Consider the following 17799-nt stretch of genomic DNA (forward strand, 5'->3'; position numbering starts at 1 on the left):
CTTTCGCGTCGTGGTAGGGGATCACCTAATCTAAGGGTTATGTCGAAACGAGTTCTCACCTCAGTTGCATGGCCCTACGCTAACGGCCCCCGCCACATCGGCCACGTCGCCGGATTCGGTGTGCCTTCGGACGTTTTCGCGCGTTTTCAGCGAATGGCTGGCAACGAGGTGCTCATGGTTTCGGGCACCGACGAGCACGGCACCCCGCTGTTGGTGCAGGCGGAGAAGGAAGGCACGACCGTCCAGGAACTGGCGGATCGCTACAATCGCATCATCGTCGAGGACCTCGCGGGCCTCGGCCTTTCTTATGACCTGTTCACCCGCACCACCACCCGCAACCACTACGCGGTCGTGCAGGAGCTCTTCACCGGCCTGTACAACAATGGCTACATGGTCACTCAGACCACCCGCGGTGCCATCAGCTCGTCCACGGGCCGTACCCTCCCGGATCGTTACATCGAGGGCACCTGTCCGATCTGTGGCGCCAATGACGCCCGCGGCGATCAGTGCGACAACTGCGGAAACCAGCTGGATCCCGAGGATCTAATCGACCCGCGTTCCAAGATCAACGGCGAAACGCCGGAGTTCATCGACACCGAGCACTTCATGCTCGACCTGCCCGCCCTGGCAGAAGCCCTCGCCACGTGGCTGAAAGGCCGCACCGACTGGCGCCCGAACGTGTTGAAGTTCTCCCTGAACCTGCTAGAGGACATCCGCCCGCGCGCCATGTCCCGCGACATCGACTGGGGCGTGCCGATCCCCGTCGAGGGCTGGCAGGACAACAACGCCAAGAAGCTCTATGTGTGGTTTGACGCCGTCGTGGGGTACCTCTCTGCGTCCATCGAATGGGCCTGGCGCATCGGCGACCCGGAGGCCTGGCGGAAGTGGTGGAACGACCCGGAGGCCCTGTCCTACTACTTCATGGGTAAGGACAACATCACTTTCCACTCCCAGATCTGGCCGGCAGAGCTGTTGGGCTACGGTGGCCAGGGCTCCAAGGGTGGCGAGGCCGGCGAGCTGGCCGAACCGGCGCTGAACCTGCCAACGGAGGTCGTATCGTCCGAGTTCCTGACGATGTCGGGCTCCAAGTTCTCCTCCTCCAAGGGCGTGGTCATCTACGTGCGCGACTTCCTGAAGGAGTTCGGCCCCGACGCGCTGCGTTACTTCATCGCCACCGCTGGGCCGGAGACCACCGATACGGATTTCACCTGGGACGAGTTCGTTCGCCGCATCAACTCCGAGCTCGCCAACGAGTGGGGCAACCTGGTGAACCGCACCGTCTCCATGGCTTACAAGAACTTCGGCGAGGTTCCCACCCCGGGCTCGCTGACCGCAGAGGACGAGGCGCTGCTCGCCGAGTCCGCCAAGGCCTTCGACGTTGTCGGCGATAACATCAACCTCTCCCGCTTCAAGGCCGGCATCACCGAGGCCATGCGCATCGCGGGACGTGCCAACCAGTACATCGCGGCTATGGAGCCGTGGAAGCTGGCGAAGGACGAGGACCAGCGCGAGCGCCTGGCCACGGTGCTGTACACCGCTCTGCAGGTCGTCTCCGACGTGAACACCCTGCTGACCCCCTACCTGCCGTTCTCCGCGCAGAAGATCTTCGAAACCCTCGGCGGCGAAGGCGTCTGGGCTGCCCAGCCGGAGGTCATCGAGGTGACGGATGACTCTCCACGGGAGCCGGTGGGCGTCGGGCTGCCCGAAGCAGGGCGCACCTACCCCGTCATCATGGGCGACTACACGAAGCAGAAGGCCACGTGGGCACGCCAGGAGATCCAGCCTGGCACGCCACTCAGCAAGCCCAAGCCGCTGTTCCCGAAGCTCGATCCGGAACTGGCGGAGACCGGCCCGGAGTGGGCTCCGGTGCAAAAGTAACGGGCTGGTTAGCCAGTTCTAACGCAACTAGTTTGCGCAGTTTGTGGCTAATTAGTCCGCGCGGCGCAGGCCGGTGATGGGCGAGAGCACCTCGTGGACGGATTCCACGCCGCGCCAGGGGAAGGCCTCCCAACCACGGCGCTTGGCGGCATCCAGGTTGGTCTGACGGTCGTCGAAGTAGATCAGGGAAGCGTACTCGTGGCCGGCTGCGGCCGCGGCCTGCTCGAAGCGGCGGAACGCACCCTGGTGGGGCTTGGTGAAGCGCAGGTCGGGGGAGAAGCAGCTGACGGCCGCGGCGGTCGTCCAATCCTGATCCATCACGGCCTCCATGACCAGGCGTGGTGCGTTGCTGAAAATTCCCCACGGCTGGTCGATGGCGTTCAGGTGATTCAGCAGGTTCAGCACGGATGTGTTCACGGTGGAGCACAGGCGAGTGTCGGTCTCCAACAGCTCCGCGATCAGCTCCTCGGTGGGCTGCACGCCGGCAGCGCGGCAGAGGGTGGTGAAGTAGTCGTTCGGCCCCATCGACAGGCTGTAGCTTTCGCGGTAGCGGCCGTAGGCTGCCTCGAAGCTGAACGGGTCGGTGATGATGCTGGGGACACTGGTCTGGCTGCCGTTGTTGGAGCGAGACTGAATGTTGGCGTGGCGGATCATCACGGTGGTGAGCTCGCGCAGGGTGTGGCGGCGCTGAACCAGTACGCCGCCCAGGTCGAAGACGATCAAGTGTTCCATGGTGTTGGTGCCTGCCTTTGCAGTCGCAATGTAGTGGGAGGTTGCTGGTCTAGTAGGGTTTGTAGCTAGTGTGCCGCGCCTGCGTGACTAGAAAGTGGCGCTGACGCGAAGCTAAAACGAACCGGGGGTGAACAAAATGATGAATATGTCCAGTGCGGCCAGCGCGAACCGTCGCGTGCCGTCCGCGGTGGCGATCATCGCTGCTCTCGCGGTGCTGCTGACCAGCTCCAACCTGCGCAGCCCCGTCAGCGCATTCCCGCCGATCGCCGACGAAGTGCGCACCGGCCTCGGCGCCTCCGACCTTTTCATCGGGCTGGTCGGCATGGCGCCTACGGCCATGTTCGCCGTCGCCGCGGTGCTTTCCAATCCCTTAGCCAAGGCGCTATCCTTCCGCGCGGTTATTAGCACCGCCATGGTGCTGGCCACCGCCGGGTTCGGCCTGCGCACGGTGGCATCCAACGAGTTGCTGTTCCTCGTCGGGACGATGATCGGCCTGGTTGGAGTGGGTATCACTAACACCCTGCTGCCTGCTGTTATTAAGGATTACTTCCCGTTCAAGCTAACGGTCATGTCTATCGCCTACATGGCCGTCGGGCAGGTCAGCATGGCTACCGCATCCGTGGTGTCCGTTCCGTTGGCCGAGCTGGGCGGGTGGCGCGTGGCGATTGGAGTCTGGGCGATTCCGCCGCTGTTGGCGCTGCTGTGCTGGGGTGTTCTCGTGTTCTCGGTGACTCCGGGAACCGCGGCCCAGCGCGGCAGCGAGATGTTGCGACAGGCGCACCCGCGGAAGCTTCTGGGCGTCATAAAAAACAAAAACAGCGAGTCGCGCGGCGCGTATCGGCACATGTGGCGCAATCCCGTGAGCTGGGGGATCGTGGTGATGTTCGCCATGACGTCCTCCATTTCCTACTGTTTTATCACCTGGGCGCCGAAGATCATCGTGGAATCCGGTGGATCGGCGCAGCTCGGCGGCATTATCGGCGGAGTGTTCGCGCTGGTCGGAACTGCCTCGTCGTTTATCGTGCCGTGGATGACCTCGCGCTTTGAGCGCGGCGCGGCATGGGTGACGATCCTGTCGTGCAGCTGCATGTTCGTGGCCCTGCTGATGGTGATCACCGACCCGATGCGCCTGCCGGTGGTGTGGATTTCACTGGTTTCGCTGGGCTGCTCTACTTTCCCGCTGGGGCTGATGCTGATCGCCACCCGCACCCGCGAGCCGAAGGCCGCCGCCGTGCTTTCCTCGGGTGCGCAGGGCATCGGGTACACGGTCGCCTGCGTTGGGCCTTTTGGTTTTGGTGCTCTTTATGACGCCACCGCGTCCTGGACCGCCGGACTGCTGGTTCTTGTGGGGTTCAACTTCGTTTTGCTGGCGGCGGGCCTGGTGGCCAGCCGGAAGGTGTTCGTGGACGACCGCACGTAGAACCGCCTAGGGAGCACCTCCTAAGGGAGCGCTAGGGTGGTGGGCATGGCAAAAAAGAAGCGTCCGACACCCGTTCCGCCCGCGCCGATCGTCCCGCTGTTCGACTCGCACACCCACCTGTGGTCCACAGTGCTGAAGAATCAGCGTCGGCAGGACGTGGTGGGCTCGGATGCAGGGGACAAGGCGTTCGGGGAGGAAGACCACCGCCGGCTGGTGAGGGAGTTCATGGATCGCGCCTATGCCGTCGGCGTGCGCGGTGTGTGCACCGTGGGCGACGGCATCGAAGAGACGGAGAAGGCCCTGCAGGCCGCGGAATTCCACGACCGCGTGTGGGCGGCCTGCGCTGTGCACCCGACGAAGGCTCAGACGGTGACGGGAGCAGTGCGCGAGCGCTTGCGCGAGATGGCCTTCCACCCGCGCTGCGTGGCGATCGGCGAGACCGGCCTGGATGCATATTGGATCGGCAAGGATCCCGGCGACGGGGAGGAAACCCCGAGCATCGAGGTACAGGAAGAGGCACTGCGCTTCCACATCGACCTAGCCTGCGAATCCGGCAAGGCGCTGATGATCCACAACCGCGAGGCCGATGCCGACCTGCTGCGGGTACTCGCCGACGCGCCGCAGCCGGAGAATGTGATCCTGCACTGCTTTTCCTCCCCGCTGGACGTGGCCAAGGAATCGCTGGATCGCGGCTACGTGCTGTCCTTCGCGGGCAACGTGACCTTCAAACGCAATGAGGAGCTGCGCGAGGCGGCGCGCATAGCCCCGGCGGAACAGATCCTGGTGGAGACCGATGCGCCCTACATGACACCCGAGCCTTTCCGGGGTGCGCGCAACGAGCCGGCCTTTGTTGGCTACACTGCCGCCTGCGTGGCGGAGCAGCGGGGGATGGCGCCGCAGGAGCTGGGAGAGCTGGTTACGGTGAACGCTCAACGGCTCTACGGGATCGATCTGGGCGCTTAGTGCACACTGTGGTTTTACCGGTATCTCTGCAGGTGTCTCCGCTAGTGAGGTTCCTGTTTCTGGTGTGACGCTAGGTAACGAAAACATATAGAAATTAACGCTTGTTGGGGGTTGTGGCTGCTGTTATCGCAGCTGCACCCCCCATATTTGTGATTTGCGGAACATTTTGGCGCGGATCTTTGTTTAACAAGGATCGTTATCGTATTGTGACAAAAGTTGAGAAAATCGGCGTTCGGGCGCCCCATCGCTACGTGCACAGAACGTGGCGAGGTTGAAACCTAAAGGGCGTCAGTAACAAGAGAGGCAACGATCTAGTGTCACCGAAGAAGAAGTCCCACCTGCACCGCATTAACAACACCAGCTCCACCCCGCTGCGCATCGCCACGGGTGGCATGCTCGCAACCCTGGTTGTCGGCGGTGGCGTTGCGGTGGCAGGTCAGAAGTCGGTCACTCTGGACGTCAACGGCGACATCATCCAGGCCAGCACCATGTCCGGCGACGTCGAGGGTGCACTGAAGTCCGCTGGCGTGGAGATCGACAACCGCGCAATGGTCACCCCGGCACTGGACGAGGCCATCAGCGACAACTCCAAGATCACCGTCCGCAGTGCCCGCACTGTGGCTCTGACCATCGACGGCAAGCAGGAGAAGATCGACACCACCGCGCTGACCGTCGGCTCCCTCCTGGATCAGATCGGCCGTAGCGACGCCGTCAGTTCGCTGTCCCAGGCTCGCAACCAGGAAATCCCGCTCGACGGCATGGAGCTGGAGATCGTTACCCCGAAGAAGTTCACCCTGAACGACGGTGGCAAGGACGGCCGCATGAGCCTGCCTGCCCGCACCGTGGGTGAGATCTTCGAGATGCGTGGCACCCCGCTGGGCAAGGAAGACAAGGTCACCCCGGCTGCTAACACCCCTCTGAAGGAGGGCATGCACGTCGAGGTCACCCGCATCGCCAACCGCGAGGAGACCAAGGTCGAGGAGATCCCGGCTCCGGAGCGTGTGAAGGAAGACCCGAACATGCCCGAGGGCGAGGAGAAGGTCGTAGAGAAGGGCGCGCCGGGCAAGGCTCGCGTTGTTGCGACCGTCCGCACCGTCAATGGCGAAGAGGTTAGCCGCAAGGAGAAGTCCAGCAAGGAGATCACCGCTCCGAAGGAGCGAGTAATCATCCGCGGCACCAAGAAGGCTGACAAGGACGAGGGCAAGGACAAGGGCTCCAACACCGGCGCAGCAGCTCCGGCTGTGGCCAACGGTTCCGTCTGGGACCAGCTGGCGCAGTGCGAGGCCGGCGGCGACTGGTCCATCAACACCGGCAATGGCTTCTCCGGTGGCCTGCAGTTTACCCCGTCTACTTGGGCCGGCTTCGGCGGTACTGAGTACGCCCCGGCTGCTCACATGGCTACCCGTGAGCAGCAGATCGCCGTTGCAGAGCGCGTCCAAGCCGCACAGGGCTGGGGCGCATGGCCTGCCTGCACCTCCAAGATGGGTCTGCGCTAAGCCTTAGGTCACTGCCGAGCATGGCTGTGCATAGTTATGCACAGCAGCGCAGCAACCTCGGTTTTTATCGGGCACCAGCTCGACTATCCTGTGAATGGTGAATGAACGGAAGATTCGGCTGCTGGGGCCCAATGAGATCCGGCAGCTCGCCGAGGAACTGGACCTAAACCCCACTAAGAAGCTGGGGCAGAACTTCGTCCACGATCCCAACACGGTGCGCAAGATCGTCAAGGCCGCCGATGTCACCACGGACGACAACGTGGTGGAGATCGGCCCTGGCCTGGGCTCTTTGACCCTCGCGCTGCTGGAAACTGGCGCGAGCGTTACCGCCGTGGAGATCGATCCGCGCCTCGCCGCCAAGCTGCCCGCCACCCTGGATGAACAGGGAGCAGGCGAGGCCGATGCAGCGGTGATCCTCAAGGACGCGATGGCGGTCACGGCGCAGGACTTTGCCGACGCTGGACGCCCCCTTCCCACCGCACTGGTGGCGAATCTTCCCTATAACGTCTCCGTTCCCGTGCTTTTGCACATGCTGGAGGAGTTCCCCAGTATCGACCGCGTTCTGGTCATGGTGCAGCTGGAGGTCGCCGACCGTCTGGCCGCCGCGCCCGGATCCAAGATCTATGGTGTGCCCAGCGTGAAGGCTGGTTTCTACGGCTCCGTCGCCCGCGCGGCGACTATCGGCAAGAACGTCTTTTGGCCAGCGCCGAAGATCGATTCCGGCCTGGTGCGCATCGACCGCTACGCCGAAGGGGCGGAGCCGTGGGCTGGCAGGCAGTCGGGCGCCGAGCAGTTTGACGCAGATCAGGGTATTGAACAGCTAGATGCCGAGCAGCTGCGGCGCGAGGTCTTCGCTCTGGCAGACGCTGCTTTCCTGCAGCGCCGCAAGACGCTGCGTGCCGCCCTGTCCGGCCACTTCGGCAGCGGCCAGGCGGCCGAAGGTGCGCTGCGAAGCGCGGGGATCGACCCGACCCTGCGCGGTGAGAAGCTCTCGACGGAACAGTTCGTGCAACTAGCCGCGGCCTCGCTGAGGGGTGCACAATGACTGTTTCCCACATCTTCGGCCCCCAGGAGCCCCAGTACCGCTCCGTCACGGCTAGTGCACACGGCAAGGTGAACCTGCATCTCGGCGTGGGGCCGGCCCGGGAGGACGGCTATCACGAGCTCGACACGATCTTTCAGGCCGTCTCGCTGAAGGAAGAGGTCACCGTCGCCCTGCGGGATGCGCGAGGCACGCAGGATGCCGAAGCTGTACAAGAGGCCGAAGCGGCACAGGAGGCCGAAGTGGCACAGGAGGCCGCCGACGCGGCGCCGTGCACCTGGAGTGTCTCCGGCTTCGACAGCCACCTGGTGCCACAGGATTCCAGCAACCTGGCGTGGAAGGCCGTTGCCGCGATCCAGAAACTGGCACGAGACGCGCACGTCCCCTGGGCAGCACAGCCCGTGCACATCCACATCAACAAGGGAATTCCCGTTGCTGGCGGAATGGCCGGGGGATCGGCGGATGCGGCAGCCGCGCTGGTTGCGGCGGCAGAGCTGTACTTCCCGGACCCGCGTTCCCCGCGCCGCCCGGACGGCGCACAACTGTCCGGCATCGCAGCCGACCTCGGCGCCGACGTGCCCTTCTGCCTGCTCGGCGGCACAGCAAGGGGCACGGGCAAAGGGGAAAACCTCATGCCCGTCATCGCCACGGGCACCTATCACTGGGCCATCGCCACCGACAAGCGCGGCCTATCCACCCCGGAGGTGTTTAGTCAGCTGGACCAGCAGCGCGCCGCTGCCTCGGAGGCCAGCCCCAAGGCCGCGCGAGCCGGAAGCCCCGAGGGGCTGATCGCAGCTCTGCGGACAGGCAACCCGGAAGAAGTGGGAAAGCTGCTGGTTAACGACTTGCAGGCCCCGGCCATCAGCCTGCTGCCCAGCCTGCGCGAGACCCTGAAGGCCGCCGAGGAGGCCGGCGCCATCGCCGCAATCGTTTCCGGCTCCGGGCCCACGGTCGCCATGCTATGCGCATCCGCTGACGACGCGGTGGAGGTCGCGACAGCCGTTAGTGTGGCCGGGAAAGCCAGCTCCACGATGACGACGAGTTCTCCAGCTCCGGCTGCGGGCGTCATAAAAAGGGAAGAAGTACTTGAGTAACCTCATCAACCTAGAAAAAGTCTCGAAGAGCTACGGGCTAAAGACCCTGCTCGACGACGTAAGCCTCGGCGTGGATAGTAACGACCGCATCGGCGTGGTCGGGCTCAACGGAGGTGGCAAGTCCACCCTGTTGAACATCCTGAGCCGGAAGGACGAGCCGGACTCCGGGCGCGTAAGCCACAACAACGACCTGCGCATGGCCATGGTCACCCAGGACGTGCTGCGCGACGCGCCGGAAGACATGACTGTCGCCGGGGCAGTGCTGGAACCGCTGGGGCTGCAGGAATACGAATGGGCCGGCGACCCGAAGGTGCGCAGCGTACTCAACGGGCTGGACATCGCCCGGCTGGGGCTGGATACTCCCGTGCACTCGCTGTCCGGTGGCGAGCGCCGCCGAACCGGCCTGGCCGCCGCGTTGGTGCAGGATCTGGACCTGCTGATCCTCGACGAGCCGACCAACCACCTGGACGTCGAAGGCGTGCAGTGGCTGGCTGAGCACCTGCTGGGGCGCAACACTGCACTGGTTGTGGTCACCCACGACCGCTGGTTCCTGGATACCGTCGCCAACCACACCTGGGAGGTGCACGACGGCGCGGTGGACGTCTACGAGGGTGGCTACAACGACTGGACCTTCGCCCGCGCCGAGCGCGCCAGGCAGGCGGATGCGGCCGAACAGCGCCGCCAGAACCTCGCGCGCAAGGAACTGGCGTGGCTTCGCCGCGGGGCGCCCGCGCGCACATCGAAGCCGCGCTACCGCATCGAGGCCGCGGAATCCCTGATCGCCGACGTGCCGCCGATGCGCAACAAGGTGGAGCTGATGAGTTTCTCTGCGCGCCGCCAGGGCAAGAAGGTCATCGAGCTGGAGAACGCGCGCATCGCCACCCCGGACGGGCGCACCCTTGTCGAGGACCTGACCTGGCGTTTGGGCCCCGGCGAGCGCATCGGCCTGGTGGGGGTGAACGGTTCCGGCAAGACGACCCTGCTGCGCACCCTGGCGGGCGAGGCGCCGCTGGAGCAGGGGCGCCGCGTCGAGGGCAAGACCGTGCGCCTGGGTTGGCTGCGGCAGGAGCTGGACGACCTGGATCCCACGAAGCGCCTGATCGAGTCGGTCGAGGACGTCGCCAGCTACGTGACCTTCGGCGACAAGGAAATCAGCGCCTCCCAGCTGGCCGAGCGGCTGGGCTTCAGCGCGAAGCGCCAGCGCACGCCCATCGGGGACCTGTCGGGTGGCGAGAAGCGCCGCCTGCAGCTGACCCGCGTGCTGATGGCCGAGCCAAACGTGCTGCTGCTGGACGAACCGACGAACGACCTGGACATCGACACCCTGCAGGAGCTGGAAAGCCTGCTGGACGAATGGCCCGGCACGCTCGTGGTGATTTCCCACGACCGCTACCTGATCGAGCGCATCTGCGATTCCACGTGGGCGCTGTTCGGCGATGGCCGGCTGACGAACCTGCCCGGTGGCATTGAGCAGTACCTGGAGCGCCGCAAGCAGGAGGCCAGCGATGAGGGGCGCAAGAACACTCTGACCTTCGACGCTGCGGATTCTGGCGCTGTTTCTTCTGGACGCCCCAGCCTCGGCGCCAAGGAAGTTCACGCACTCACCAAGGAAATGAGCGCGCTGGAAAGGAAGATGGGCAAGATCGAGCAGAAGATTAACTCCATCCACGAGAAGATGAACGAGGTGGCGGAGAAGGCAGCCACCGGCGAGCCCGTGACGGACGAGCTGGCCGCATTGGATAAGGACCTGAAGACTCACCAGGAAGAACACGGCGAGCTGGAGATGCAGTGGCTGGAAATCGGGGAGAAGCTTGAAGATAGCTGATGTCGCCTCCACCGCAGAGGAGGAAATCACTGGGAGGCTGAGCGCTGCCAGGGATCAGTGGGAGGCCCACGTGGATCCCGGCGGTGTGATCGTCGGCGCGCTGCTGTTCGCGGCTTCGCTCACGCCCTCGCTACTGCCGCGCGACTGGCTATTCCAGGGCGTGGTCGCGGGTATCTCCGGTGGCACCGGCTACACCGTTGGCGTGTTCTTGCACTGGCTGTGGGAGGCCTTCCTGCAACGGCGCTTCAATGAGCCCATGGGACGGGGCCGACGCAAGGCCTTGGGGCTGCTAGAGAAGCTGCAGGACAGGCTGGAGCTCAGCGACCGGGGGATGCGGAAGCTGAAGAATGGCCTGGAGATCGGCTTCGTGGCAGTCGTGATCCTGGCACTACTTGTGTGGGTTTCCTTCGCCGTGCGCTGGCAGCGAGAGCTGGCACATCTGATGGACGCGGAGGCTTATACGGCGGCGGAGTTCCTGCTGGTGCTGCCCATCGGCATCGGACTGTGGGCGCTGATCGTGCTGGTGGGCAAGGGTCTGTTGTGGCTGATCGAGGCCTTGGAAGATGGCCCCGTGGGGCGCCGTTTGGGTGGGGTTACCCGCCCGCTGTTCGCCTGGTTGGCCGTCGGCATGGCCTTGCTTTTCCTGGTGGATACCGTCGTCCCCGGCACGGTTGTCAGCGCCACCGAACGGGTGTTTTCGGTCCGGGACCAGGAGATCCGGGAGGATCTGGAGCAACCCCAGGTGCCGGAGCGCTCCGGTAGCCCGCAGTCGCCCAACAAGTGGGAGGACCTGGGGGCCTTCGGCACTAGGTTCGTCGGCTTAGGGCTGTACAAGGATGAGCTGGAGGAGCTGACCGGCCGACCCAGCAAGGAACCCATCCGTGTGTACGCCAGCCTGGAAAACGGTGCGGAGGATACGGATAAAGCCCGAGCGGAAAGCGTGGTCGAGGAGTTGAAGCGGACGGGCGCGAAGGACCGCGAGGCGTTGCTCGTGGTGCCCGCGACCGGCACCGGGTGGGTGAACCCCACGGCCGCCCAGGCCTTCGAGCTGATGTTCGACGGCGATTCCGCGATCACCTCGGCCCAGTACTCCTACCTGCCCAGTGGCGTGCAGTTCATCGCCGACCAGCAGCGCGTGGAAGACGCGGGAGAGGCGCTGGTCTCCACCGTCGTGGACTGGTGGCGCACCCTGCCGGAAAACGACCGCCCGAAGCTGTACGTTTACGGCGAATCGCTGGGTACCAACGCGGGCAGTGGGGCATTCTCTGGCGTGCGCGACATCGTCTCTAGCGTGGATGGCCTGCTGTGGGTGGGGCCACCGAACTCAAACAAGCTGTGGCACGACCTGGTGGATCGGCGAGACCCCGGCTCGCCGCAAGTGTCTGCGGAATACGCGGGCGGGCTGAATGTCCGCTTTGCGGAGAACTCCGATGAGATCTGGCGGTGGCGTCGAGAAGAAGATCTGACCTCGCGCGCCGGCTGGCACCATCCGCGAATCCTGTTTATTCAGCATCCTTCGGACCCGGTGGTGTGGTGGTCGCCGTCGCTGATCGCCCAGGAACCCGATTGGCTGAAGGAACCGGCGGGTTTTGACCGCTCGCCGTCTATGTCCTGGATCCCGTTTGTTACCTTCTGGCAGGTCACTATGGATCTTCCAGTTGCGGCCAACGTGCCGAATGGCCACGGGCACAACTACGGCAACAGCGTGTTGGACGGGATGCTGGCGATGGTCGGCGGGCGGGACTTCAACCCGCAGCGCGCCGAGGAGCTTCGCAAGCAGTTGGACGCGGCGATGGAGTCCCAAGGCCCGGAGAAGGAAGTCGGCGTGGACAACGGCTAGAGCCGGGCGCAGGCCGTGTGTAGGCCGGAGGCAGGTCAAAGATCTTCGGCCAGCTGGCCATCTGCCAACACTCGGGTGCACAGCGTAGGGTGGGGCACCATGATCCTTATTAATGTGAAGTACAAGGTCCGCCCCGAGTTCGTCGACAACTTCCTGCAGGAGGTCTCCTGGTTCACCGAGGCCACCCGCGCCGAGGAAGGCAATATCTTCTTCGACTGGTTCCGCGATCCGGAGAACGCAAACGAATACCTGCTGATCGAGGCTTTCCAGGACGATGCCGACGTCGCCCACGTAGAGTCCGAGCACTTCAAGCGCGCCTGCGACGAGATGCCGAAGTACCTGCTGGAAACCCCGGAGATCATCAACACGAAGATCCCAGGAAAGACCGAGTGGGACCGCATGGCCGAGTTCCGCGTCGAGGATAACTAGCCCTTAAACCCACCTCTTTCACACCACCCCCTTAGCACCACTATGACTGTCAGCGTTTTCGACCTCTTCCAGATCGGCGTCGGCCCGTCTTCTTCGCACACCGTCGGGCCGATGCGCGCGGGTCTGTCCTTCGCGCGCCGGGTCAAGGCTTTTTTGGGGGATGACGCCACGTCTCCCCGCGCCGCCGACTCAGCAACCGAGGAGGGGCTGCGCCCGCTGGGCTCCGACAAGCTGGCCGACGTGGTGAGCCTGCCCGATGAGGGTGAACACCCGCTGAGCATCAGCGTTGTCCTGTATGGCTCGCTAGCCGCTACGGGTGCTGGACACGGCACGCTGGGAGCCTGCCTGCTGGGCCTGGACGGCGCCGATCCGGCGCAGGTCGATCCGGATTACATGCAGTCCCGGCTGGATGAGATCCGCCAGACTCGCACCATTTGTCTGGCGGGCGATAAGAGCCTGCCCGTCACCTGCGGTTTCGAAGACATTGTGCTGCGGCCGACCGTGCGCCGTTCGATTCACACGAATGCTATGACATTCGTGGTCAGCGGCCTATCCGAGCCGCTGAAGCAGACTTTCTACTCCATCGGCGGTGGCTTCATCCGTACCGAGGAGGAAGTTCCCACACTGGACGAGCTCAGCGGGCAGTGGCTGTTCGAGTCCGGTGACAAGCTGATCTCCCTGGCGGAGCACGTGGGCATTAGCCTGGGGGAGGTGCAGCGGCGCTGCGAGCAGTCGCTGCGCACCGACGAGCAGATCGATGCGAACCTGGATGCCATCGCCCAGGCCATGCAGGATTGCGCCAAGCGCGGAGTAACCTTCGCCGGAGTGCTGCCCGGGGCCTTGATGGTTCGCCGTCGCGCGAAGCGTTGGTACGACCAGCTGATGGAGGAGGACCCGCATCGCACTGCCGAGTTCTCCGAGGACTGGGTAAACCTGATCGCCTTGGCGGTAAACGAGGAGAACGCAGCTGGTGGGCGGGTGGTCACCGCGCCGACGAATGGCGCCGCGGGAATCATCCCCGCCGTGATGTTCTACGCCCGCGAGTTCACGCCCGCCGGCAAGCAGGACCCCTTCCAGGTGAACCGGCGCTTCCTGCTGGCCGCAGGCGCGGTTGGTTCGTTGTACAAGGAGCGCGCCAGCATCTCCGGCGCGGAGGTCGGCTGCCAGGGCGAGGTCGGCTCCGCGGCTTCCATGGCCGCCGCCGGGCTGGCGGAGGTGCTGGGAGGGTCTCCGCGGCAGGTGGCGAACGCGGCGGAGATTGCGATGGAGCATTCGCTGGGGCTCACCTGTGACCCCATTGGGGGATTGGTGCAGATCCCGTGCATCGAAAGAAACGCCATCAGTGCGGGCAAGGCCATCAACGCCGCCAAGATGGCGATGCGCGGCGACGGGGACCATCACGTCACCCTCGACGAGGTCATCGAGACCATGCGGCAGACCGGAAGGGACATGTCCGAGAAGTACAAGGAAACGGCCGGTGGTGGGTTAGCGACGAACGTCTCCGTCAACGTGCCGGAGTGCTAGGAGCAGGAGGGCTTAGGCCCCTCAAACCCTTAAGCCCCTAAAGCCCCTTAAGCCCCAGAGCTTGCCCCAGAGTCTGGGGTCTTGTCGAAAGTCTTGCCGCGGTAAAGCGCGAGGCGAACCGTCATCACCAACAGGGCCAGGATTGTCCACCACAGGTAGGAGTTACCCAGGAGCGCCTGCCAGGCGTTCCACTCGAACTCGCGCTGCTCCTGGAAGGGAACGAAAGCGGTGGGTTCGAAGGCGAAGGCGGTAAAGCCCAAGGCAACCAGGGCAACCCACAGCCAGCGCGGGGTGGCCAGCGGGGAAGTGGGGTCCGCGATCGCGTAGCAGGCCAGGGCCACCAGCAGCACCGGAGCCCACGACCAGTGGTGGTTCCAGGAGATCGGGCTGGCCAGCAGTGCAAACAGCGAGTTGACGCACAGCGCGACGACCGGCGCCTGTGCCTCCAGAAGCTTGATCATGACGAAGGTGATGACTGCCAGCGAAACGCACACCAGGACTACCCACAACAAGCTGGAGGAATCATCCGTACGCAGGCCGAAGCGGTACAGCAGACCGTTGATGCTCTGGTTCAGGGCGTATTCGTGGTTGCCGATACGCCCGGTTTCGCGCAGCGTGTGCGTCCAATACTCTAGAGAATCCCGCGGCAGGATCAGCCATGCTAAAGCTGTAGTGCCGAGCGTGCCTACGCCCATGCGCAGGATGGAACCCCAGTCCTTGCGCAGAAGGAACCATAGGCCGAAGACTGCGGGCGTCAATTTGATAGCAACCGCAGCCCCCGTGAGCAGCCCGCGGTAGCGACGAGGCACGACGAGCGCATCGATGAAGACCATGCCCATCAGCAGAACGTTGATCTGCCCATAGGCCAGGGTGGTGTGGATGGGGCTTAAGTGGATCAGCACAGCGGTGAGGATTACCGCGACCCAGCCTGCGGAGGGGCGATCCAGGCGTGCTGCCGCGTGCACGGTGTGGGCGAGCACCCACCAGGTGACAGTCACCGTGGCGCAGACCAGCAAAACGGCGGCCAGGTTATAGGGCATCACCGTCAGGGGAGTGAACAAGAGGGCCGAAATCGGCGGGTACGTAAACGGCAGATACGTATCGCCGATGATGTGGAAGTGGCCGCTGTAGAGCTCCTGGCCGTCCAGAACGCGCTGGGCTCCCACCCGGTAGACGTCAAGGTCCAGGTTGTAGTGGAAGCCGCGAGTGTTGAAGATCTTCGGTAGGACAGAAAGCACCAGCAGCACACTCAACGCGATCTTAACCGGGAGGTTGATCTTGAGATGTCTGAAGTTTTCCAATCGCGCCGAAGCGACTTCCTTTGTCTGCATAAGGGCTAATTATTGCACTATCTGTGAGGTTGCTCTCGCCCAGGTTTAGTAAGGCCCAAAAGCTAAGAGATTATTAGGCGTTCGGCCTGCGAAGAACTAAGCTTGGAACAATGAGCGATAGACTTCCCAAGCTGGACAAACAGGCCTATGAAAAGGAGCTCAAAAGGCTCCAAGCTGAACTCGTCGAAATGCAGCAGTGGGTGGTGGAAACCGGAGCCCGCATCGTCATCGTGATGGAGGGGCGCGATGCGGCGGGCAAGGGGTCCGCGATTAAGCGCATCACCCAGTACCTCAGCCCGCGCGTCTGCCGCATTGAGGCTCTGCCAGCCCCCAACTCGCGCGAGAAGGGACAGTGGTACTTCCAGCGCTACATCGAGAAGCTGCCCACCGCCGGAGAGATCGTCATCTTCGACCGCTCTTGGTACAACCGCGCTGGCGTGGAGCGCGTGATGGGCTTCTGCACCACCCAGGAATACCGCCGCTTCCTGCACCAGGCTCCGATCTTCGAGCGCCTGCTGGTTGAGGACGGCATCATCCTGCGCAAGTACTGGTTCTCCGTGTCCGATGAAGAGCAGATCCGCCGCTTCCAGTCCCGCCAGTCCGACCCGCTGCGCCAGTGGAAGCTCTCCCCGATGGATCTGCAGTCCATCACGCGCTGGGAGGACTACTCGCGCGCGAAGGATGAGATGTTCGTGCACACCGACATCCCGTCTGCCCCGTGGTACACCGTGGAGTCCGAGGACAAGAAGCGCTCCCGCATCAACGTGATCAACCACCTGCTGAACACGATCCCGTGGGAGTACGTGGAGAAGAACGTGCCGAAGATTCCGGAGCGCCCGGCATCCGAGTCCACCTACGAGCGCCCGCCGCGCACCCAGTTCCGCTACGTGCCCGACGTGGCGAAGCTGCTGGAGAAGGACCTGTTGAAGCGGCAGGCCGAGGAAGCCAAGCAGGCTCAGGAGGCTGAGTCCGAGGAGAACTCCAAGAAGGATTCGAAGTCCGAGGGCAAGGAGGCTGCGGCGTCCAAAAAGAACAAGGGCGACAAAAAGAAGAAGGGCAAGAAGTCCAAGAAGGGCAAGAAATCTAAGTAGACCTTAGATTTAAATTAGGCTGCACTTCCTTGTCGTTCCTGTAATTATGGTGACATGGCAGACAAGAGAAGGAAGCACCCGACGTACGACCCGGATGCGGAAGTAACGACTGTCGTCGCAGGTCACGTCGGGGTTATCGAGCTGAATCGCCCTAAGGCTCTGAATTCCTTAAACGTGGAGATGATCCGCCTAATCCGCGAGGCGGTCGACAAATGGGCCGACGATGATTGGATTCAGTTCATCGTGATCAAGTCGTCCTCCGACCGGGCCTTCTGCGCAGGCGGGGACGTGCGCTACGTGCGGATGCGAGACATGAAGCGCATGTACCGCTTCGGGGACTCCTTCTTTGAGGAGGAATACGACCTCAATGAGCGGCTGTCGCGGGTAAACAAGCCCGTGATCGCGCTGCTGGAAGGCGTCGTGATGGGCGGCGGCATGGGTATTTCCATGCATGGCTCGCACCGCGTGATCACCCCGCGCACCCTGGGGGCAATGCCGGAGGCTGCGATCGGGTTTGTGCCCGACGTGGGTATGTCTTACCGGCTGACGCACCTGGATTGCTCGCCCGCAGTGGGGCTCTTTATCGCCGCCACGGGTTGGCGCCTAAGCCCTGCGGACATGTTGTACACCGGCCTGGTCACGAACCTGGTGGCGGATGTGCATGCTTTTGAATCCGACCTGCATTCGGGCGACCTTCCCGAGGCGCTGCGGTCTAATGCTCTCGACCCGCAGAAGCTGGAGGAGCCCACGTCTACGCTGCAGAAGCACGCGGAGTGGATCGAGCGGACTTTCGCCGAAGGTTCTTGGGCAGACATCGAAGCCCGGATCGTGCGGGATGAGGGTTCTGTTTCGGACGCCGAATTGGCGCAGTTTATAACCAAGGTGACCGATTCCCTGAAGGGTGCCAACCCGGAGAGTCTTGTGGCCACGGTGGAGCTTTTCCGCCGCGCGGAGGGTGCAACGCTGCGCGAGGCTTTGGATATGGAATTCAAGGTCGGTGGCGAGCTGCGCCGGGGGCCGAACTTCATCGAGGGAGTGCGCGCAGTGCTGGAGCACAAGGATCACAACGCGCAGTTCGAGCCGGCTTCCACGGATGACGTGGACGTGGAGAAATGGCGGGCGCTACTGGGCTAG

The 17799-nt window shown here is 63.7% G+C and carries 14 protein-coding genes; 12 read left to right on the top strand and 2 right to left on the bottom strand.

Annotation, left to right across the window (positions count from 1 at the left end; translation table 11 throughout):
• The first annotated feature begins 39 nt into the window (after nucleotides 1–39).
• Nucleotides 40–1878: a methionine--tRNA ligase gene (gene metG, locus QKE30_RS01865; RefSeq protein ID WP_347933947.1), complete on the top strand. Its 1839-nt coding sequence runs from the start codon at nucleotides 40–42 to the stop codon at nucleotides 1876–1878.
• A 51-nt stretch (nucleotides 1879–1929) separates the two neighbouring features.
• Here metG and QKE30_RS01870 read toward each other — a convergent pair whose 3' ends face one another.
• On the bottom strand, nucleotides 1930–2610 hold the full coding sequence (locus tag QKE30_RS01870) for an HAD family hydrolase (RefSeq protein WP_297666233.1): 681 nt from the start codon (nucleotides 2608–2610) through the stop codon (nucleotides 1930–1932).
• A gap of 145 nt (nucleotides 2611–2755) precedes the next feature.
• On the opposite strand from QKE30_RS01870, the gene QKE30_RS01875 reads away from it, so the two are divergent.
• From QKE30_RS01875 to QKE30_RS01915, 9 genes are all read left to right on the top strand, one after another.
• Nucleotides 2756–4030: an MFS transporter gene (locus tag QKE30_RS01875; protein ID WP_347933948.1), complete on the top strand. Its 1275-nt coding sequence runs from the start codon at nucleotides 2756–2758 to the stop codon at nucleotides 4028–4030.
• A 45-nt stretch (nucleotides 4031–4075) separates the two neighbouring features.
• Nucleotides 4076–4993, top strand: a complete 918-nt coding sequence (locus QKE30_RS01880; protein ID WP_347933949.1) for a TatD family hydrolase — start codon at nucleotides 4076–4078, stop codon at nucleotides 4991–4993.
• A gap of 314 nt (nucleotides 4994–5307) precedes the next feature.
• Nucleotides 5308–6489 (top strand): transglycosylase family protein, encoded by a 1182-nt coding sequence (locus QKE30_RS01885; RefSeq protein ID WP_347933950.1) that lies wholly within the window; start codon nucleotides 5308–5310, stop codon nucleotides 6487–6489.
• Nucleotides 6490–6583: 94 nt separating this feature from the next.
• Nucleotides 6584–7534: a 16S rRNA (adenine(1518)-N(6)/adenine(1519)-N(6))-dimethyltransferase RsmA gene (gene rsmA, locus QKE30_RS01890; RefSeq protein WP_347933951.1), complete on the top strand. Its 951-nt coding sequence runs from the start codon at nucleotides 6584–6586 to the stop codon at nucleotides 7532–7534.
• Nucleotides 7531–8625, top strand: coding sequence for a 4-(cytidine 5'-diphospho)-2-C-methyl-D-erythritol kinase (locus QKE30_RS01895; RefSeq protein ID WP_347933952.1), 1095 nt, complete (start codon nucleotides 7531–7533; stop codon nucleotides 8623–8625). The genes rsmA and QKE30_RS01895 overlap by 4 nt, the downstream gene beginning before the upstream one ends.
• Nucleotides 8618–10450, top strand: a complete 1833-nt coding sequence (locus QKE30_RS01900) for an ABC-F family ATP-binding cassette domain-containing protein (RefSeq protein ID WP_347933953.1) — start codon at nucleotides 8618–8620, stop codon at nucleotides 10448–10450. The genes QKE30_RS01895 and QKE30_RS01900 overlap by 8 nt, the downstream gene beginning before the upstream one ends.
• The gene (locus tag QKE30_RS01905) at nucleotides 10437–12290 is read left to right on the top strand and encodes an alpha/beta hydrolase (protein WP_347933954.1); all 1854 of its coding nucleotides are present in this window, start codon (nucleotides 10437–10439) and stop codon (nucleotides 12288–12290) included. The genes QKE30_RS01900 and QKE30_RS01905 overlap by 14 nt, the downstream gene beginning before the upstream one ends.
• A gap of 99 nt (nucleotides 12291–12389) precedes the next feature.
• On the top strand, nucleotides 12390–12719 hold the full coding sequence (locus tag QKE30_RS01910) for a putative quinol monooxygenase (protein WP_347933955.1): 330 nt from the start codon (nucleotides 12390–12392) through the stop codon (nucleotides 12717–12719).
• A 42-nt stretch (nucleotides 12720–12761) separates the two neighbouring features.
• Complete coding sequence (locus tag QKE30_RS01915; protein ID WP_347933956.1) at nucleotides 12762–14243, top strand: L-serine ammonia-lyase; 1482 nt, start codon at nucleotides 12762–12764, stop codon at nucleotides 14241–14243.
• A 47-nt stretch (nucleotides 14244–14290) separates the two neighbouring features.
• On the opposite strand, the gene QKE30_RS01920 is transcribed toward QKE30_RS01915, so the two are convergent.
• On the bottom strand, nucleotides 14291–15574 hold the full coding sequence (locus QKE30_RS01920; RefSeq protein WP_347933957.1) for a glycosyltransferase 87 family protein: 1284 nt from the start codon (nucleotides 15572–15574) through the stop codon (nucleotides 14291–14293).
• A 110-nt stretch (nucleotides 15575–15684) separates the two neighbouring features.
• On the opposite strand from QKE30_RS01920, the gene ppk2 reads away from it, so the two are divergent.
• Both ppk2 and QKE30_RS01930 read left to right on the top strand, forming a co-directional pair.
• The gene (gene ppk2, locus QKE30_RS01925; RefSeq protein WP_347933958.1) at nucleotides 15685–16665 is read left to right on the top strand and encodes a polyphosphate kinase 2; all 981 of its coding nucleotides are present in this window, start codon (nucleotides 15685–15687) and stop codon (nucleotides 16663–16665) included.
• A gap of 54 nt (nucleotides 16666–16719) precedes the next feature.
• Nucleotides 16720–17799, top strand: a complete 1080-nt coding sequence (locus tag QKE30_RS01930) for an enoyl-CoA hydratase/isomerase family protein (protein WP_347933959.1) — start codon at nucleotides 16720–16722, stop codon at nucleotides 17797–17799.

It is taken from the genome of Corynebacterium sp. c24Ua_83 (genome assembly GCF_039907245.1).
In the GTDB taxonomy this organism is placed as follows: domain Bacteria; phylum Actinomycetota; class Actinomycetes; order Mycobacteriales; family Mycobacteriaceae; genus Corynebacterium.

Excerpts from the sequence above, each read along its gene's own strand:
- metG (WP_347933947.1), top strand. The coding sequence starts at position 40 with ATGTCGAAACGAGTTCTCACCTCAGTTGCATGGCCCTACGCTAACGGC.
- QKE30_RS01870 (WP_297666233.1), bottom strand. The coding sequence starts at position 2,610 with ATGGAACACTTGATCGTCTTCGACCTGGGCGGCGTACTGGTTCAGCGC.
- QKE30_RS01875 (WP_347933948.1), top strand. The coding sequence starts at position 2,756 with ATGTCCAGTGCGGCCAGCGCGAACCGTCGCGTGCCGTCCGCGGTGGCG.
- QKE30_RS01880 (WP_347933949.1), top strand. The coding sequence starts at position 4,076 with ATGGCAAAAAAGAAGCGTCCGACACCCGTTCCGCCCGCGCCGATCGTC.
- rsmA (WP_347933951.1), top strand. The coding sequence starts at position 6,584 with ATGGTGAATGAACGGAAGATTCGGCTGCTGGGGCCCAATGAGATCCGG.
- QKE30_RS01895 (WP_347933952.1), top strand. The coding sequence starts at position 7,531 with ATGACTGTTTCCCACATCTTCGGCCCCCAGGAGCCCCAGTACCGCTCC.
- QKE30_RS01910 (WP_347933955.1), top strand. The coding sequence starts at position 12,390 with ATGATCCTTATTAATGTGAAGTACAAGGTCCGCCCCGAGTTCGTCGAC.
- QKE30_RS01915 (WP_347933956.1), top strand. The coding sequence starts at position 12,762 with ATGACTGTCAGCGTTTTCGACCTCTTCCAGATCGGCGTCGGCCCGTCT.
- QKE30_RS01920 (WP_347933957.1), bottom strand. The coding sequence starts at position 15,574 with ATGCAGACAAAGGAAGTCGCTTCGGCGCGATTGGAAAACTTCAGACAT.
- ppk2 (WP_347933958.1), top strand. The coding sequence starts at position 15,685 with ATGAGCGATAGACTTCCCAAGCTGGACAAACAGGCCTATGAAAAGGAG.
- QKE30_RS01930 (WP_347933959.1), top strand. The coding sequence starts at position 16,720 with ATGGCAGACAAGAGAAGGAAGCACCCGACGTACGACCCGGATGCGGAA.